The organism is Cronobacter universalis NCTC 9529 (assembly GCF_001277175.1).
In the GTDB taxonomy this organism is placed as follows: Bacteria; Pseudomonadota; Gammaproteobacteria; order Enterobacterales; family Enterobacteriaceae; genus Cronobacter; species Cronobacter universalis.
On sequence record NZ_CP012257.1, the window covers coordinates 1,375,220 to 1,391,871 of the forward strand.

At 61.5% G+C, this 16,652-nt stretch carries 17 protein-coding genes and 1 riboswitch; of the genes, 11 read left to right on the top strand and 6 right to left on the bottom strand.

Annotation, left to right across the window (positions count from 1 at the left end; translation table 11 throughout):
- Positions 1–26 precede the first annotated feature (26 nt).
- Positions 27–1,028, top strand: a complete 1,002-nt coding sequence (gene pgl, locus AFK65_RS06290; protein ID WP_038857678.1) for a 6-phosphogluconolactonase — start codon at positions 27–29, stop codon at positions 1,026–1,028.
- A gap of 186 nt (positions 1,029–1,214) precedes the next feature.
- On the opposite strand, the gene AFK65_RS06295 is transcribed toward pgl, so the two are convergent.
- From AFK65_RS06295 to bioA, 4 genes are all read right to left on the bottom strand, one after another.
- On the bottom strand, positions 1,215–2,525 hold the full coding sequence (locus AFK65_RS06295) for a putative acyl-CoA thioester hydrolase (RefSeq protein WP_038857677.1): 1,311 nt from the start codon (positions 2,523–2,525) through the stop codon (positions 1,215–1,217).
- A gap of 112 nt (positions 2,526–2,637) precedes the next feature.
- Positions 2,638–3,114 (bottom strand): kinase inhibitor, encoded by a 477-nt coding sequence (locus AFK65_RS06300; protein WP_007706982.1) that lies wholly within the window; start codon positions 3,112–3,114, stop codon positions 2,638–2,640.
- A 13-nt stretch (positions 3,115–3,127) separates the two neighbouring features.
- A complete protein-coding gene (locus AFK65_RS06305; RefSeq protein WP_038857676.1) occupies positions 3,128–3,808 on the bottom strand; it encodes a type 1 glutamine amidotransferase domain-containing protein in 681 nt (226 codons plus the stop codon).
- Between the two features lie 67 nt (positions 3,809–3,875).
- Positions 3,876–5,168 (bottom strand): adenosylmethionine--8-amino-7-oxononanoate transaminase, encoded by a 1,293-nt coding sequence (gene bioA / locus AFK65_RS06310; RefSeq protein WP_038857674.1) that lies wholly within the window; start codon positions 5,166–5,168, stop codon positions 3,876–3,878.
- A gap of 81 nt (positions 5,169–5,249) precedes the next feature.
- Between bioA and bioB the strand changes: the two genes are divergently transcribed.
- Genes bioB through bioD form a run of 4 tightly spaced genes read left to right on the top strand, consistent with a single transcriptional unit; the run spans position 5,250 to position 8,856 of the window.
- Positions 5,250–6,290, top strand: a complete 1,041-nt coding sequence (gene bioB / locus AFK65_RS06315; RefSeq protein ID WP_007706989.1) for a biotin synthase BioB — start codon at positions 5,250–5,252, stop codon at positions 6,288–6,290.
- Positions 6,287–7,438 (top strand): 8-amino-7-oxononanoate synthase, encoded by a 1,152-nt coding sequence (gene bioF, locus AFK65_RS06320; RefSeq protein WP_038857673.1) that lies wholly within the window; start codon positions 6,287–6,289, stop codon positions 7,436–7,438. Before bioB ends, bioF begins: the two co-directional genes overlap by 4 nt.
- On the top strand, positions 7,422–8,180 hold the full coding sequence (gene bioC, locus AFK65_RS06325) for a malonyl-ACP O-methyltransferase BioC (RefSeq protein ID WP_038857670.1): 759 nt from the start codon (positions 7,422–7,424) through the stop codon (positions 8,178–8,180). The genes bioF and bioC overlap by 17 nt, the downstream gene beginning before the upstream one ends.
- Positions 8,173–8,856: a dethiobiotin synthase gene (gene bioD / locus AFK65_RS06330; RefSeq protein WP_007706994.1), complete on the top strand. Its 684-nt coding sequence runs from the start codon at positions 8,173–8,175 to the stop codon at positions 8,854–8,856. Before bioC ends, bioD begins: the two co-directional genes overlap by 8 nt.
- On the opposite strand, the gene AFK65_RS06335 is transcribed toward bioD, so the two are convergent.
- Positions 8,853–9,560: an ABC transporter ATP-binding protein gene (locus tag AFK65_RS06335; RefSeq protein WP_038857668.1), complete on the bottom strand. Its 708-nt coding sequence runs from the start codon at positions 9,558–9,560 to the stop codon at positions 8,853–8,855. The two genes, bioD and AFK65_RS06335, sit on opposite strands and share 4 nt — an antisense overlap.
- 891 nt (positions 9,561–10,451) lie before the next feature.
- Here AFK65_RS06335 and uvrB point away from each other — a divergent pair.
- The gene (gene uvrB / locus AFK65_RS06340; RefSeq protein ID WP_038857667.1) at positions 10,452–12,473 is read left to right on the top strand and encodes an excinuclease ABC subunit UvrB; all 2,022 of its coding nucleotides are present in this window, start codon (positions 10,452–10,454) and stop codon (positions 12,471–12,473) included.
- A gap of 140 nt (positions 12,474–12,613) precedes the next feature.
- Here the strand turns inward: uvrB and yvcK are convergent, their stop codons facing one another.
- Positions 12,614–13,522: a uridine diphosphate-N-acetylglucosamine-binding protein YvcK gene (gene yvcK, locus AFK65_RS06345; RefSeq protein WP_007707003.1), complete on the bottom strand. Its 909-nt coding sequence runs from the start codon at positions 13,520–13,522 to the stop codon at positions 12,614–12,616.
- Positions 13,523–13,743: 221 nt separating this feature from the next.
- A riboswitch (molybdenum cofactor riboswitch) is annotated at positions 13,744–13,879 on the top strand.
- Here yvcK and moaA point away from each other — a divergent pair.
- The 5 genes from moaA (at position 13,867) to moaE (ending at position 16,571) form a co-directional block, all read left to right on the top strand.
- Positions 13,867–14,856 carry a GTP 3',8-cyclase MoaA gene (gene moaA / locus AFK65_RS06350; RefSeq protein WP_038857665.1) on the top strand — a complete coding sequence of 330 codons (990 nt, stop codon included), beginning with the start codon at positions 13,867–13,869 and terminating at the stop codon, positions 14,854–14,856. It overlaps the preceding riboswitch by 13 nt.
- 21 nt (positions 14,857–14,877) lie before the next feature.
- Positions 14,878–15,390 carry a molybdenum cofactor biosynthesis protein B gene (gene moaB / locus AFK65_RS06355; RefSeq protein ID WP_007707009.1) on the top strand — a complete coding sequence of 171 codons (513 nt, stop codon included), beginning with the start codon at positions 14,878–14,880 and terminating at the stop codon, positions 15,388–15,390.
- 3 nt (positions 15,391–15,393) lie between these two features.
- Complete coding sequence (moaC, locus tag AFK65_RS06360; protein WP_004387504.1) at positions 15,394–15,879, top strand: cyclic pyranopterin monophosphate synthase MoaC; 486 nt, start codon at positions 15,394–15,396, stop codon at positions 15,877–15,879.
- On the top strand, positions 15,872–16,117 hold the full coding sequence (moaD, locus tag AFK65_RS06365; protein WP_007707011.1) for a molybdopterin synthase sulfur carrier subunit: 246 nt from the start codon (positions 15,872–15,874) through the stop codon (positions 16,115–16,117). The genes moaC and moaD overlap by 8 nt, the downstream gene beginning before the upstream one ends.
- 1 nt (position 16,118) lies before the next feature.
- Positions 16,119–16,571 carry a molybdopterin synthase catalytic subunit MoaE gene (moaE, locus tag AFK65_RS06370; RefSeq protein ID WP_007707012.1) on the top strand — a complete coding sequence of 151 codons (453 nt, stop codon included), beginning with the start codon at positions 16,119–16,121 and terminating at the stop codon, positions 16,569–16,571.
- Positions 16,572–16,652: the final 81 nt, after the last annotated feature.

Genomic DNA, 16,652 nt, shown 5'->3' on the forward strand with positions numbered 1-16,652 from the left:
CAAGCTCAGTGAAGCAAGGAGTATTCATGAAACAAACCGTTTATACCGCAAGCCCGGAGAGCCAGCAGATCCACGTCTGGCGTCTGGAGCCGCAGGGCACGCTGACGCTGTTGCAGGTGGTGGATGCGCCAGGGCAGGTTCAGCCGATGGTTATCAGCCCCGATAAGCGTTTCCTCTACGTCGGCGTGCGCCCGGAATTTCGCGTTATCGCGTACCGCATCGCCGCCCATGACGGCACGCTCAGCGAAGCGGGCGAAGCGCCGCTGCCGGGCAGCCCTACCCACATTTCGACCGATCATACCGGCCGTTTCCTGTTCAGCGGCTCCTATAACGCGGGCAGCGTAAGCGTGGTGCGCCTGAACGACGGCCTGCCGGGCGAGACCGTCACCGTGGTGGAAGGGCTGGAAGGCTGCCACTCCGCGAATATCTCTCCGGATAACCGCACCCTGTGGGTGCCTGCGCTGAAGCAGGATCGCATCTGCCTGTTTACGCTTTCGGACGACGGCAAGCTGGAGCCGCAAACGCCAGCGGAAGTGACCACCGTCGCGGGCGCCGGGCCGCGCCATATGGTTTTCCACCCGAGCAAACCGTTCGCTTACTGCGTGAATGAGCTGAACAGCTCGGTGGATGTCTGGGCGCTGAGCGATCCGCACGGCAATATCGAATGCGTGCAGACGCTGGATATGATGCCGGCCGATTTCTCCGATACCCGCTGGGCGGCGGATATCCACATTACGCCGGATGGCCGTCACCTCTACGCCTGCGATCGCACCGCCAGCGTGATTACGGTCTTTACTGTTTCTGAAGATGGCAGCGTCCTGGCGGTGCAAGGGCACCAGCCCACCGAAACCCAGCCGCGCGGCTTCAACATCGACAACAGCGGTCAGTATCTGATTGCCGCCGGCCAGAAATCGCATCACATTGCGGTTTACGGCATTGAAGGCGAGCAGGGGCTGCTCGCGGAAAAAGGCCGTTACGCGGTAGGCCAGGGGCCGATGTGGGTCGTGATTAACGCCTTCGACGCCTAAAAATAAAAAACCTCGCCGCGGCGAGGTTTTTTTATGGGCGGTGGTGAGCCACCCTGCACGTCTGTTGTTCTCAACGCCTTTATCATACGGGCCCGCCGCCGTCAGGCGATTGCCTTGCGTCAACAAACAGGTAAAGAAAAGGGGGATTGCTCCCCCTTTTTTCTGCCGCTCGTTAATGCCGGGCGATTACTTTTTCGGTTCGGCAATCACTTTGCTGCCCAGTCCGCGGTTGTTGTATTCCCACAGACGGTTGGCGTTCGCGTCGTTCAGATCGCGCTGGATATTGCCTTTATCGTCCTGCGCGCCGATGTTGCCGGTGAACGGACGCTGTGAGCCCAGCGCCGGGCCCCACGGCTGCGCGGTGTTGAAACCGGCGTCAATCACGCTGTCGCGGATAACTACCTGACCGTTCGGCGTCTGGCCCGGGGTATAACCATTGGCGCTCGCGTCCATATCCCATGCGCGGCCAAGCTGCGCCACGCCTTCACCGGCCGCCACAAAGCGGCTGTTCACGGCGAGGAAGCCGTAATAGAAGTTCGGCATGGTCGCTGGCGCAAACACATAACCTTCTTTTTGGGTACGCGTGTTCACCACGCGGAATTCGGTGTTATCAAACACCACCGCGCCGCGGCCCGCGACCAGATCCACATCGCCTTCCACGTAGCTGTTCGTCACCTGGGTACGGGTCAGACGATCCGGCGTGAAGCGGTTACGGATATCGCTGTTGGTCACCAGGAACGGATTCTGGCGGCCCAGGACATTCACTTTGTTGATCTGCACGCGGTCGCCATCGGTGCGCAGCGCGACAGCCTGGTGCTGACCTTCGCCTGCGGCGTCGCCGAGGCTGTTTTCGATGGTCAGGTTTTGCAGTTGCAGGCCATTATTCTGCGACCAGAACACCGCGGAACACATCAGGCCGACGGTGCCGTTGCGGCGGTTCTGGCAGTTGTCGAACATATACCAGGCCGGTTTGCCGGGCATATATTTGCCGGACGGGTTCACGGTACGACGCCAGGTGTTGGCATCCATTTCGCTGTCCAGCGCGGCGCTGATTTTCACATCCAGCGGTTTTTCGCCGGTGCCGTAAAGCGTAACGCTGCCCGGCGCCGCAGGCACGTAGACAGTGCCTTCGTAGGTGCCCGGAAGGATAGCGATGTACTGGCGCGCTGAAGCGTGACGGGCAATGGCTGCGTCAACCGCCGCCTGAATGCTGGTATGGGTCACGCCCTGCTCGCCCGCCTGGCCGACCACGAAGTCCGCTCTTTCAGGCAGTCGAATCGGGGAGGGCGCCCACGGCGCGGCATTCGGATCGATATTGGCGAAGTAACGCGCCGGGACGAAATTTTTCGCTTCATCCGCAGACAGCACCGGGCGAGCCGACGTACCCGGCGCGCGTTGTTCAGAAGGACGTTGGTCCGGTGGCGTTGAGCTGCATGCAGTCAGTGTCACGCCAAAAGCGAACGCCAGCGCCAGACGGGAGACCGAAAATGTGTTCAAGGGATGCTCCTTGCTAAGCCTGTTTAAAATGGGGGAACGCACAAGAGCCTGCTTTTTTATACTAAGTTGAGCGAAACGGGAAGCCGATTGTGATAACCGGCTTCAAAATGATTCAGATGTAGTGCGCCGTCAGCGAGGCGCTGGCGAGCCGGTGGAAGTGCACATTAAACCCGACCATCGCGCCGCTGGCGTTTTCATCGACCTCAATACGCTCCACATCCAGGGCGTGCACCGTGAAAATATAGCGGTGTGTTTCCCCTTTCGGCGGTGCCGCGCCGCCATAGCCTGCGGTGCCGAAATCGGTGCGCGTCTGAATAGCGCCGTCCGGCAGGTCAGCCTGACCAGACCCCGCGCCCTGCGGCAGCACGCGGGTATCCGCGGGTAGATTCGCAACGATCCAGTGCCACCAGCCGGAGCCGGTGGGAGCGTCAGGATCGTAACAGGTCACCACGAAGCTTTTCGTGCCGGGCGGCACCTCATCCCAGGTGAGATGGGGCGAAATATTATCGCCCTCGTAGCCCATGCCGTTAAACACATGGCGGGCGGGGAGTTTATCCCCGTCGTTAAAATTCACACTGATTAACTTCATGCCGTTTCCCCGCTTACAGATGAAGCAATTTTAACAGCGCTTCGGCGGTCGCCGCGGAAGAGGCCGGGTTCTGGCCGGTCACCAGATGCCCGTCGACGACCACATGCACGCCCCAGTCATCGGTGCGCTCAAACTGGCCGCCGGCCGCTTTCAGGGCATCTTCTACCAGGAACGGGACAACATTCGTCAGCCCGACCGCCTCTTCTTCGCTGTTGGTAAAGCCGGTGACGCGTTTGCCTTCCACCAGCGGGCTGCCGTCGGGCTTTTTCACATGGCGCAGCACGCCCGGCGCGTGGCACACCGTCGCGACGGGCTTGCCGCTGCCCCAGTAGTGTTCGATAAGGGCGATGGAAATCGGGTGATCGGCGAGATCCCACAGCGGGCCGTGGCCACCCGGGTAAAACAGCGCGTCGTACTCATCGGCGTTGATTTCATCGAGCCGCGCGGTATTCGCAAGCGTGGCCTGAGCCTCTTGATCTTCGCGAAAACGCCGGGTGTCGGCGGTCTGCGCGTCCGGCGCGTCGCTTTTCGGATCGAGCGGCGGCTGGCCGCCCTGCGGCGTAGCGAGCGTCACGTCGATCCCCGCGTCGCGAAACACAAAGTAAGGCGCTGCAAACTCTTCCAGCCAGAAGCCGGTTTTTTTCCCGGTATCACCCAGTCTGTCGTGGGAGGTCAGTACCATCAGAATCTTCATCGCGCTCTCCTGGTTGTTTATCGCAAATCCTGAAAGTGTAGTGCATCCCTCACGGCTTGCCGGGCGCTCACTGTCTGAAAAACGACGGGTTTTTCACGGCCTCGCACACCGCGCGCGTGAGACGCGAGAGCTGTTCTGGCGTGATGATATAGGGCGGCATCAGATAGATCAGGCGGCCAAACGGGCGCACCCAGACGCCCTGTTCCACGAAAAAGCGCTGAAGCGCGGCCATCTCGACCGGCGCGGTGGTTTCCACGACGCCGATAGCGCCCAGCACGCGCACGTCAGCGACCTGCGGCAGCTCGCGACACGGCGCCAGCTCATCGCGAAGTTGCCGCTCAATGGCCGCGACCTGCGCGCGCCACTCGCCGGTTTCCAGCAGCGCCAGGCTCTCGGCCGCCACCGCGCAGGCGAGCGGATTGCCCATAAACGTCGGGCCGTGCATAAAGCAGCCCGCTTCGCCGTTGCTGATGGTGTCGGCGACATGCCGCGTGGTGAGGGTCGCGGAAAGCGTCATCGTGCCGCCGGTCAGCGCCTTGCCAAGACAGAGAATATCCGGCGTCACGCCCGCGTGCTCGCAGGCGAACAGCCTGCCGGTGCGGCCAAAGCCGGTCGCTATCTCATCGGCGATAAGCAAAATCCCTTCGCGATCGCACATGCGGCGGATGCGCTTAAGCCACTCCGGATGATACATCCGCATCCCGCCCGCGCCCTGCACAATCGGCTCAAGAATAACCGCGGCTATCTCATGGCGGTGCGCGGCCAGCAGGCGGGCGAACGGCGCGAGATCGCGCTCATCCCACTCGCCGTCAAAACGGCTCTGCGGCGCGGGCGCGAACAGGTTTTCCGGCAGGTAGCCCTTCCAGAGACTGTGCATTGAGTTATCCGGATCGCACACCGACATCGCGCCGAAGGTGTCGCCGTGGTAGCCGTGGCGGAAGGTCAGAAAGCGCTGGCGCGGCTCGCCGCGGGCATGCCAGTACTGCAATGCCATTTTCATCGCCACTTCCACCGCCACCGAGCCGGAGTCGGCAAGAAACACGCACTCGAGATCTTCCGGGGTCATCGCCACCAGCTTGCGGCACAGGGCTATCGCGGCGGGGTGGGTAATGCCGCCGAACATGACGTGCGACATCGCGTCAATCTGGTTTTTCATGGCCGCGTTGAGGCGCGGATGGTTATAGCCGTGAATGGCGGCCCACCACGACGACATACCATCCACCAGCCGTTCGCCGCTCGCCAGATGCAGTTCGCAGCCAGCGGCGTGCGTCACCGGGTAGACCGGCAGCGGCGCGCTCATGGAGGTGTAAGGGTGCCAGATATGGTCACGATCGAAGGCGAGATCGGCGGGTGTTAACATGACTTGTAAACCATTTTAAAAAGATTTAGGTTTACGAGTATATCCATAACCCAGATAAATAAAACCCTTTGGAGACGCCCGATGGCTCACCTTTCACGCTGGACTTTGTCGCAAGTCACTGACCTTTTTGAAAAACCGCTGCTGGACCTGCTGTTTGAAGCGCAACAGGTGCATCGCCAGCACTTCGATCCGCATCAGGTGCAGGTCAGCACGCTGCTGTCGATCAAAACCGGCGCCTGCCCGGAAGACTGCAAATACTGCCCACAGAGCGCGCGCTACAAAACCGGGCTTGAGGCCGAGCGCCTGATGGAAGTGGAGCAGGTGCTCGATTCCGCGCGCAAGGCCAAAGCGGCGGGTTCGACGCGCTTCTGCATGGGCGCTGCCTGGAAAAACCCGAACGATCGCGATATGCCGTATCTGGAGCAGATGGTGCAGGGCGTTAAAGCGCTGGGCCTGGAAACCTGCATGACGCTCGGCACGCTGAGCGACGATCAGGCGCAGCGCCTCGGCGAAGCGGGCCTTGATTACTACAACCACAACCTCGACACCTCGCCGGAGTTCTACGGCAACATCATCACCACGCGCACCTATCAGGAGCGTCTCGATACGCTGGAGAAAGTGCGCGAGGCGGGCATTAAGGTCTGCTCCGGCGGCATCGTGGGGCTTGGCGAAACCGTCACCGACCGCGCCGGGCTGCTGCTGCAACTCGCCAACCTGCCGACGCCGCCGGAAAGCGTGCCAATCAACATGCTGGTGAAAGTTAAGGGCACGCCGCTTGCCGATAACGAGGATGTCGACGCGTTTGACTTTATCCGCACCATCGCGGTGGCGCGCATCATGATGCCGACGTCTTACGTGCGCCTCTCCGCCGGTCGCGAGCAGATGAACGAGCAGACCCAGGCGATGTGCTTTATGGCGGGTGCTAACTCCATTTTCTACGGCTGCAAACTGCTGACCACCCCGAACCCGGAAGAGGACAAAGATTTGCAGCTGTTCCGCAAGCTGGGCCTCAACCCGCAGCAGACCGCGGTGCTGGCGGGCGATAACGAGCAGCAGGAACGCCTGGAGCACGCGCTGCGCGACGCGGACAACCAGCAATACTACAACGCGGCGGCGGTATGACCTGGCAGGCGAGAATCGATGCAGCGCTGAGTGCGCGCGAAGCCAGCCACAGCCTGCGCCGCCGCGTCGTCTGCACGCCGGCGCCCGGCGGCGCGCTGGTGCATCAGGGCGTGCGCTACCGTAACTTTTCCGGCAACGACTATCTGGGCTTAAGCCAGCACCCGGCGCTTATCGCGGCCTGGCGACAGGGCGCGCAGACGTATGGCGTGGGGAGCGGCGCGTCCGGCCACGTCAGCGGCTACAGCGACGCGCATCAGTCGCTCGAAAACGCGCTGGCGCAGTGGCTCGGCTTTGACCGCGCGCTGCTGTTTATCTCCGGCTTCGCCGCCAATCAGGCGGTGGTCACCGCGCTGATGCAGCAGCCTGACCGCATTCTCGCCGACCGTTTAAGCCACGCGTCGTTGCTCGAAGCCGCAAGCCTCAGCCCGGCGACGCTGCGCCGCTTCGCGCATAACGATTCCGCGGCGCTGGCCACGCTGCTGGACAAACCCTGCGACGGACTGACGCTCGTCTTTACCGAAGGGGTGTTCAGCATGGATGGCGACAGCGCGCCGCTCGCGGATATCGCGGGCCTTTCGCAAGGCGCTCAGACGCTGATGATAGTGGATGACGCACACGGCATCGGCGTGCTGGGGCGCGAAGGGCGGGGCAGCTGCGATGTGGCGGGCATCAGGCCCGATCTGCTGTTGGTGACGTTTGGCAAAGCCTTTGGGCTCAGCGGCGCGGCGCTCTTGTGCAGCGCGCCGATGGCGGACTATCTGCTGCAAACCGCGCGTCATCTCATCTACAGCACCGCGATGCCCGCCGCCCAGGCCTGCGCGCTGAACGCCGCCTTAACGGTTATTCGCGAAGGCGACGACTTACGCGCGCGGCTTGCGCGCAATATTGCGCGGTTTCGCGCAGGCGCGGCGTCGCTGCCGCTGACGCTTGCCGCTTCGCAGACCGCCATTCAGCCGCTGATTGTCGGTGAGAACAGTGCCGCGCTGACGCTTGCGGAAACGCTGCGCGAACGCGGCTGCTGGGCGACGGCCATTCGTCCGCCGACCGTGCCTGCGGGTACGGCGCGCCTGCGCCTGACGCTCAGCGCCGCGCATCAGGATGAGGACATCGACGCGCTGCTGGAGGCGTTATATGACGGTTGCCGTTGATAAACGCGCCGTGGCGGCGGCGTTTGGCCGCGCGGCCCACAGCTATGACGATTTCGCGGCGCTTCAGCGCCAGAGCGCGCAGTTGCTTGCCGGACACTGCGGCGCGCAGGGCATTAACACGGTACTGGACGCAGGCTGCGGCACCGGCGCGGGCAGCCTCGACTGGCGCGCGCGCGGCTGCGACGTGACGGCCTTTGACTTAAGCCCGGCCATGCTGGCGCGCGCCCGCGAGCGCGGCGCGGCGCATCGCTACGTGCAGGGCGATATCGAGGCGCTGCCGTTTGCCGACGGCAGCTTTGATCTCGTATGGAGCAATCTGGCGGTGCAGTGGTGCCAGAGCCTGTCAGAGGCGCTCGCCGGGATGCTGCGTGTGGCGCGCCCCGACGGACGCGTGGCGTTCAGCACGCTGGTCCACGGCTCGCTTGGCGAGCTGCATCAGGCGTGGGCGGCGGTGGATGACCGTCCGCACGCCAACCGTTTCGCGAGCGCCGAAGCGGTTCATGCTGCCGCTCCCGATGCGCGCATGACGCTGTGCCAGCACCCTATGACGCTGCTTTTTGGCGATGCGCTCAGCGCCATGCAGTCGCTCAAGGGAATTGGCGCCACCCATCTGCACGCCGGGCGCGACAGCCGCACGCTCACGCGCCGTGAGCTTCGCGTGCTCGAAGACGCCTGGCCGCGTCAGGACGGGCGTTTCCCGCTGACTTACCATCTGATTTCTGGAGTGATTGAACGTGACTGAACGCTGGTTTATTACCGGAACCGATACCGAAGTGGGCAAAACTATCGCGAGCTGCGCGCTGCTGGAGGCCGCGAAAGCCGCGGGCTTTAGCACTGCGGGCTACAAGCCGGTCGCCTCCGGCAGCGATATCACGCCGCAAGGGCTTCGCAACAGCGACGCGCTGGCGCTCCAGCGCCACAGCAGCGTGGCGCTGCGCTACGAGCAGGTGAACCCGCTGACGTTTGAAGAGCCGACCTCGCCGCATATCGCAAGCCGGGAAGAGGGGCTGCCGATCGACTTCACGGTGATGTCCGCCGGCCTGCGCGCGCTGGAGCCGCTCGCCGACTGGGTGCAGGTGGAGGGCGCGGGCGGCTGGTTTACGCCGCTCTCTCACGACGCGACGTTCGCCGACTGGGTGCAGCAGGAGCGCCTGCCGGTGATTTTAGTGGTCGGCGTTAAGCTTGGCTGCATCAACCACGCGCTGCTGACCGCGCAGGCGGTGCAGTCCGCGGGTCTGCGCCTCGCGGGCTGGGTGGCGAACGACGTGCAGCCGCCCGGCCGCCGTCATCAGGACTATCTCGCCACGCTTGAGCGTCTGTTGCCGGCCCCGATGCTGGGTGAAATTCCGTGGCTGGGGGCCGAGCCTGACGTGACGCCTGCCGCGCAGTGGATCGATCTCAGCAAACTGGCGCGCTAGGGCGTTATCCAGTGCATAAGTCGCGCATCGGTTAACTGCGCCGCGCTGCCGCGGGCCACGGCGCGCCCGCGGTGCAGCAGACAGAAGCGATCCGCCACCCGACGGATAAACGACAGGTGACGCTCCACCAGCAGCAGGCTCATTCCCCACTCGCGGTTAAGCCGCGTGAGCAGATCCGCAAGCCGCGGAATAAACGTCTGCCCGAGGCCGCGCGTCGGCTCATCCAGAATCAGCAGCCGCGGGCGCGTCACCAGTGCCTGGGCGAGCGTCAGCTGGAGCGCGAGCTCCGGCGCGAGCCTGGAGGCCTGCGCGTGGCGGTTGGTCCAGAGCGTCGGGAACAGATCAAACACCGGCTCCGGGCTCGTCGCGATCTCAGGCTGCGCGCGCAGCGCGATATGCAGATTCTCCTCCACCGTCAGCTGTGAAAAATAGCGCCGCTCCTGCGGCACGTAACGGATGCCCAGCGCCGCGCGGGCGTCCGCGCCGACGCGCAGCAGCTCCTGCGGCGCTTGTCCGGCCTCGCGCCAGAGCATGCTGCCGCTCTTAACCGGCAGATAACCTGCCACGCAGTTCAGCAGCGTGGTTTTTCCCATGCCCGGCGCGCCGATAACGCAGGTGCACTCGCCGGGCAAAAGATCGAGGCTGACGTCCCACAGCGTATGCTGCGTGCCGTAAAAGTGGTTAACCGCGTGCAGACTTAACATGGCGCTTCTCCTTCAGACAGGGTATCGGAAAACAGCTTGGGCGCAGGTGTTCTGACGCCCGCATACGCAGTGACTTCCCCGGCCTGCCCGCGCGTCCTGCTGTCGCCTCCCGCCAACGGCGGGAAGAGGGTGTAGTTCCGGTAAAAGGGATACTGCAATTCTCTTGCCAGCCAGTGAAAACCCCTTCGATCGCGCCGGAAATTGAGACTAAACCTGAACGCGCGGCGAACGGGTAGTGCGTTATCCTGGGAAAAGCCGGGCGGCGTGCACATTTTAAGTGCTGCGGATGGCGTGCTTTTGGTGCAGCGTGGCGCAAATGCAAAGCAGAAATGTGTGAAAAGGATCGCGAAAGGCGCGGCGCGGAAAGCAAGCAAAATTCGTCAAAACAAGGCGGGAAAATTTTTTTCTGAGCCAGGCGCGGGCGGCCAGGGCGAACCGGCGACGCGGCGCGCTTTCAGGGCTGAACGCAGTTATCCACTATTCCTGTGGATAACCTTGTGTATTAGAGTTAGAAAACGCGCCGTAAGCGAGAGCCGATGCGGCTTTCACCCGATCTGGCGCGAAAGCCGTCTTTTCAGGAAAACCATTTAAAATTAACAGGTTAATTAAAAGCAAGCGCTGAAGGAAAAGTGTCATCTGCTGCAACAAAAGTATCACAGCCTCGCTTGACAAATGTTAAAGGATAAAAATTTCTGGGGATAACCGCCCTCATGTAGTGTTTTATCCGGCGCACGGGCAAATTTGCTTCATACCAGATGGTAAAAATGCGGTATGACCAAAATCCGCTAACCTGCTACTGATTTTATATCCAGTATTTAGCGCTGGCAAAAATCGCTGTGGCGAGTAAAATTAACGCTCTGTCCCGCGCAAATCTTCATCAGGTGTTTCTTCATGAGCAAACCGTTCAAACTCAATTCCGCTTTCAAACCTTCCGGCGACCAGCCAGAGGCAATCCGCCGCATCAAGGAAGGGCTGGAGGACGGGCTGGCGCACCAGACGCTGCTGGGTGTGACGGGCTCGGGGAAAACGTTCACCATGGCGAACGTCATCGCCGATTTGCAGCGCCCGACGATGGTGCTGGCGCCTAACAAAACGCTGGCGGCGCAACTCTACGGCGAGATGAAAGAGTTCTTCCCGGAGAACGCGGTGGAATATTTCGTCTCGTACTACGACTACTACCAGCCGGAAGCCTATGTGCCGAGCTCCGACACCTTTATCGAAAAAGACGCCTCGGTGAACGAACACATCGAGCAGATGCGTCTGTCGGCCACCAAAGCGCTGCTGGAGCGGCGCGACGTGGTGGTGGTGGCGTCCGTTTCCGCTATCTACGGCCTTGGCGACCCGGATCTCTACCTGAAGATGATGCTGCATCTCACCAAAGGGATGATCATCGACCAGCGCGCCATTCTGCGTCGTCTGACGGAGCTGCAATATACCCGCAACGACCAGGCGTTTCAGCGCGGCACCTTCCGCGTGCGCGGCGAAGTGATTGATATCTTCCCCGCGGAATCGGACGAGCTGGCGCTACGCGTCGAGCTGTTCGACGAAGAAGTCGAGCGCCTGTCGCTGTTCGACCCGCTGACCGGCACCGTCGATTCGATCATCCAGCGTTTCACCGTCTACCCGAAAACGCACTACGTCACGCCGCGTGAGCGCATCGTACAGGCGATGGAAGAGATCAAGGTGGAGCTGGCGGAGCGTCGGCAGGTGCTGCTGGCGAATAACAAACTGCTGGAAGAACAGCGTCTGACCCAGCGTACCCAGTTCGATCTCGAAATGATGAACGAGCTGGGGTACTGCTCCGGCATCGAAAACTATTCGCGCTATCTCTCCGGCCGGGGCCCCGGCGAAGCGCCGCCGACGCTGTTTGACTATCTGCCGGCGGATGGCCTGCTGGTTATCGATGAATCGCACGTCACCATTCCGCAGATTGGCGGGATGTTCCGCGGCGACCGCGCGCGTAAAGAGACGCTGGTGGAGTATGGTTTCCGTCTGCCGTCAGCGCTCGATAACCGTCCGCTGAAGTTTGAAGAGTTCGAGGCGCTGGCGCCGCAGACGGTGTATGTATCGGCGACGCCGGGCAACTATGAGCTGGAAAAATCGGGCGGCGAGATTATCGACCAGGTGGTGCGCCCGACCGGTCTGCTCGATCCGATTATCGAAGTGCGCCCGGTGGCGACCCAGGTGGACGATTTGTTGTCGGAAATCCGCAAGCGCGTCGCTATCAACGAGCGCGTGCTGGTGACGACGCTCACCAAGCGCATGGCGGAAGATTTAACCGAGTACCTGGAAGAGCACGGCGAAAAAGTGCGCTATCTGCACTCGGATATCGATACCGTGGAGCGTATGGAGATTATCCGCGATCTGCGTCTGGGCGAATTCGACGTGCTGGTGGGCATCAACCTGCTCCGTGAGGGGCTGGACATGCCGGAAGTGTCGCTGGTGGCTATCCTCGACGCCGATAAAGAGGGCTTCCTGCGCTCCGAGCGTTCGCTTATCCAGACCATCGGCCGCGCGGCGCGTAACGTGAACGGCAAAGCGATTCTCTACGGCGATAAAATTACGCCGTCGATGGCGAAGGCGATTGGCGAAACCGAACGCCGCCGTGAGAAACAGCAGGCGTATAACGAAGAACACGGCATTGTGCCGCAGGGTCTCAACAAGAAAGTGGTGGATATTCTGGCGCTTGGCGAGAATATCGCGAAAACCAAGGCGAAAGGCCGCGGCAAAGGGCGTACGGTGGCGGATGTCGAAGCCGCTGAACTGGCGCTGACGCCGAAAGCGTTGCAGCAGAAGATTCATCAGCTTGAAGCGCAGATGGTGCAGCATGCGCAGAATCTGGAGTTCGAAGAGGCGGCGCAGCTGCGCGATAAGCTTCATCAGTTGCGCGAGCTGTTTATCGCCGCGTCGTAAGTGCTTCTTGCTGCGAATGGATGGTTTGTAATGTGGCGGGTGCGCTTCGCTTACCCACCCTACGGAACGACGAAGCAGGCATTGATTCCTGGTAGGGCGGGTAAGCGCAGCGCACCCGCCATAACCACGAGCTCAACAGATTACCCCAGCGCCTGAATCGCTTTTTCCAGCGCCGCGCGCAGCAGGTGGCGGTCGTGGCGGTAAGGGATATCGCTGGCTTCCAGCGGCTCCTGAATCACAATCCTGTCCTGCGCGCCGCTCACGTCCACCTTCGGGCCGACGACCACGGCGTCCACCACGCGTTTCCCCACATGCGCTTCCATCAGCGCCAGCTTCTCCTCAAGCCTGAGCGCGGCGGCGGCCGGGCTTAACTCGCGCCCTAAATTGCCGATGTAAACCATCGGCGCAGGCGTGCGGCGCAGCGCTTTGGCGAGATCGTCAAGCAGCAGCAGCGGCATCAGACTGGTGTAAAAACTGCCGGGGCCAATCACAATCAAATCGGCTTCGGCAATCGCTTCAACGGCCTCGCGCGTCGCCTGCACGTTCGGGTAGAGCATCAGCTCCTTCGGCGGGTGGCTCAGTAAATCGATATTCACTTCGCCATACACTTCGTTGTCTTCGCGATCGATTGCCATCAGATCGACCGGTTGCTCAGACATCGGGATCAGGAACGCGTCCACTTTAAGCAGGTTGCGGATAAGATTGATTGCCTCAAGAGGCCGCACGCTCAGGTGATCCAGCGCCTTTAACATGAGATTTCCGAGGTTATGCCCCGAAAGTTCCCCATTACCTCCAAAACGGTACTCAAACATCGCCGACGCGACGCTCGGTTCGGTAATTAACTGATTGAGACAGTTGCGCATATCGCCCCAGGCGATCCCGCCTTCCGAACGCCGGATACGGCCCGTCGAACCGCCGTTATCCGTCGTGGTGACAATGCCTGTGAGGCGCGAGCCCAGAGAAGAGAGCGAGGACATAACGCGTCCTAAACCGTGACCGCCGCCGAGCGCCACCACCCGGTCGAGATCCGCAAACGTGCGATTGCGCATACCTAATCCTTATTATTCAAAACTCGCCTACGTTAGCTGAAAAGCGCGAGAAAAACGATCTGCTGGCGCTGAAAATGACACATATCAAAGTGAAACCGTGGTTTTTACGTATTCTGGTCCGCGTTACGCGAATAATGCCGTTATGTATCAATTTATATAGCGAAATCGCGCGTGGCGAAACCCGCGATAACACGCTACTATCGCCGCTGGCAGGTTTAAAAACCTGAAAAAGACACTCAAGCCTTTGCGCCTACGTTTTTAAGAAATATGGCGTTCTGGCCGTGGCGAAACGCCACCAGGGTGCAGGAAGAAATGACTGCATCTCCCGATTTGGAAAGGTGTACATGGCTTCTCAACTTACCGATGCGTTTGCGCGTAAGTTCTATTACTTGCGCCTGTCAGTGACTGACGTCTGCAACTTTCGTTGCACCTATTGCCTGCCGGATGGCTACAAGCCCGCGGGCGTCACCAACAAAGGCTTCCTCTCGCTCGACGAAATTCGTCGCGTGACGCGCGCGTTCGCGAATCTCGGCACTGAAAAAGTGCGCCTGACCGGCGGCGAACCCTCGCTGCGCCGCGATTTTTGTGACATCATCGCCGCCGTGCGTGAAAACCCCTCCATCCGCCAGATTGCCGTCACAACCAACGGCTATCGCCTGGCGCGCGACGTCGCGCAGTGGCGCGAGGCCGGGCTGACGGCGGTCAATGTCAGCGTCGACAGCCTCGACGCCCGCCAGTTTCACGCCATCACCGGGCAGGATAAGTTCCGTCAGGTGATGGCGGGCATTGACGCCGCCTTCGATGCGGGCTTTGAAAAAGTGAAGGTCAACACCGTGCTGATGCGCGACGTGAACCATCACCAGCTCGACACCTTCCTCAACTGGATCCAGTCCCGCCCCATCCAGCTACGCTTTATTGAGCTGATGGAAACCGGCGAGGGGAGCGATCTCTTCCGCAAGCACCATATTTCTGGCGCGACGATCCGCGACGAACTGCTTAAGCGCGGCTGGATCCATCAATTGCGCAGCCGCGCCGACGGCCCGGCGCAGGTCTTCTGCCACCCCGATTATCAGGGCGAAATCGGCCTTATCATGCCGTATGAGAAAGATTTCTGCGCGAGCTGCAACCGCCTGCGCGTGTCGTCGGTCGGCAAGCTGCACCTGTGCCTGTTTGGCGACGGCGGCGTGGAGTTGCGCGATCTGCTGGCCGAAGAAGGGCAGCAGGCGGCGCTGATGGCGCGTATCGAAACGGCGTTGCTCGGCAAAAAGCAGACCCACTTCCTGCATCAGGGCAATACCGGCATCACCCAGAATCTGTCCTATATCGGCGGCTGACGCCGCGTACAAGGAGTCACTATGAGTCAGGTTAGCGCAGAGTTTGCGCCGGCGCGCGTCGCCATTCTTACGGTGTCCAGCCGCCGCGGCGAAGAGGACGACACCTCCGGCCATTTTTTGCAGGAGGCCGCCCACGAAGCGGGCCATCAGGTTGTGGATAAAGCCATCGTCAAAGAGAACCGGTACGCCATTCGCGCGGAAGTCTCCCGCTGGATTGCCAGCGACGACGTGCAGGTGGTGCTGATTAACGGCGGCACCGGTTTTACCGCAGGCGATCAGGTGCCGGAGGCGCTACAGCCGTTGTTCGACCGCGAAATCGCGGGCTTTGGCGAAATGTTTCGCATGCTCTCGTTTGAAGAGATTGGCACCGCGATGATGCAGTCGCGCGCGGTGGCGGGCATCGCCAACGATACCCTGATTTTCGCGATGCCGGGCTCGACCCGCGCCTGTCGCACCGCCTGGGAAAATATCATCGCGCCGCAGCTCGACGCCCGCACGCGCCCCTGTAATTTTCACCCTCATCTGAAGAAGTAAGTTATGTCGCAACTGACCCACATCAACGCCGCGGGCGAAGCCCATATGGTGGATGTCTCCGGCAAAGCGGAGACGGTGCGCGAGGCGCGCGCCGAAGCGTTTGTTGAAATGCGCCCCGAGACGCTGTCGATGATCGTAAGCGGCAGCCATCACAAAGGCGATGTGTTCGCCACGGCGCGCATCGCCGGCATTCAGGCCGCCAAACGCACCTGGGAGCTGATCCCGCTCTGTCATCCGCTGCTGCTGAGCAAAGTTGAAGTGCAGCTTTTCGCCGACGAAGCGCGAAGCCGCGTGCGTATTGAATCGCTCTGCCGTCTCACCGGCAAAACCGGCGTCGAGATGGAAGCGCTCACGGCGGCGTCGGTGGCGGCGCTCACGATTTACGACATGTGCAAAGCGGTGCAGAAAGATATGGTCATTGGCCCGGTGCGGCTGCTGGCGAAAAGCGGCGGCAAATCGGGCGATTTTCAGGTAGACGCTCATGATTAATGTGCTTTTCTTCGCGCAGGTGCGCGAGCTTACCGGCGTGGACGCCGAGCGCGTGGCGGCGGAGTTCGCGACCGTTGAGGCGCTGCGTGAACATCTCGCGGCGCGCGGCGGGCGTTACGCGCTGGCGCTGGAGTCAGGCAAGCTGCTGGCGGCCGTTAACCAGACGCTGGTGCCGTTTGATCATCCGCTCGCCGATGGCGATGAAGTGGCCTTTTTCCCGCCGGTGACCGGAGGCTGAGATGAGTGAAACCCGCATCCGCGTCGGCCATGAAAATTTCAGCGTCGGCGATGAATACCAGTGGCTGGCGCAGTGCGATGAAGACGGCGCGGTCGTCACTTTTACCGGCAAAGTGCGTAACCATAATCTCGGCGACAGCGTAAGCGCGCTGACGCTTGAGCACTATCCGGGCATGACGGAGAAAGCGCTGGCGGAGATCGTCGCCGAGGCGCGTGGCCGCTGGCCGCTGCAACGCGTGTCGGTTATCCACCGCGTGGGCGAGCTGTGGCCAGGCGATGAAATCGTTTTTGTCGGCGTGACCGGCGCGCACCGCAGCCAGGCGTTTGACGCGGCGCAGTTTATTATGGATTACCTGAAAACCCGCGCGCCGTTCTGGAAGCGCGAAGCCACGCCGGAAGGCGACCGCTGGGTGGAAGCGCGCGACAGCGATCAGGAGGCGGCGAAGCGCTGGTAAATGGCGCGCCCGGCCATTTGTTCTAGTCTTAACGGTGGGGAGACGCGCGTTGCGCGCGTCTCGACACAAGTTAACTGAATG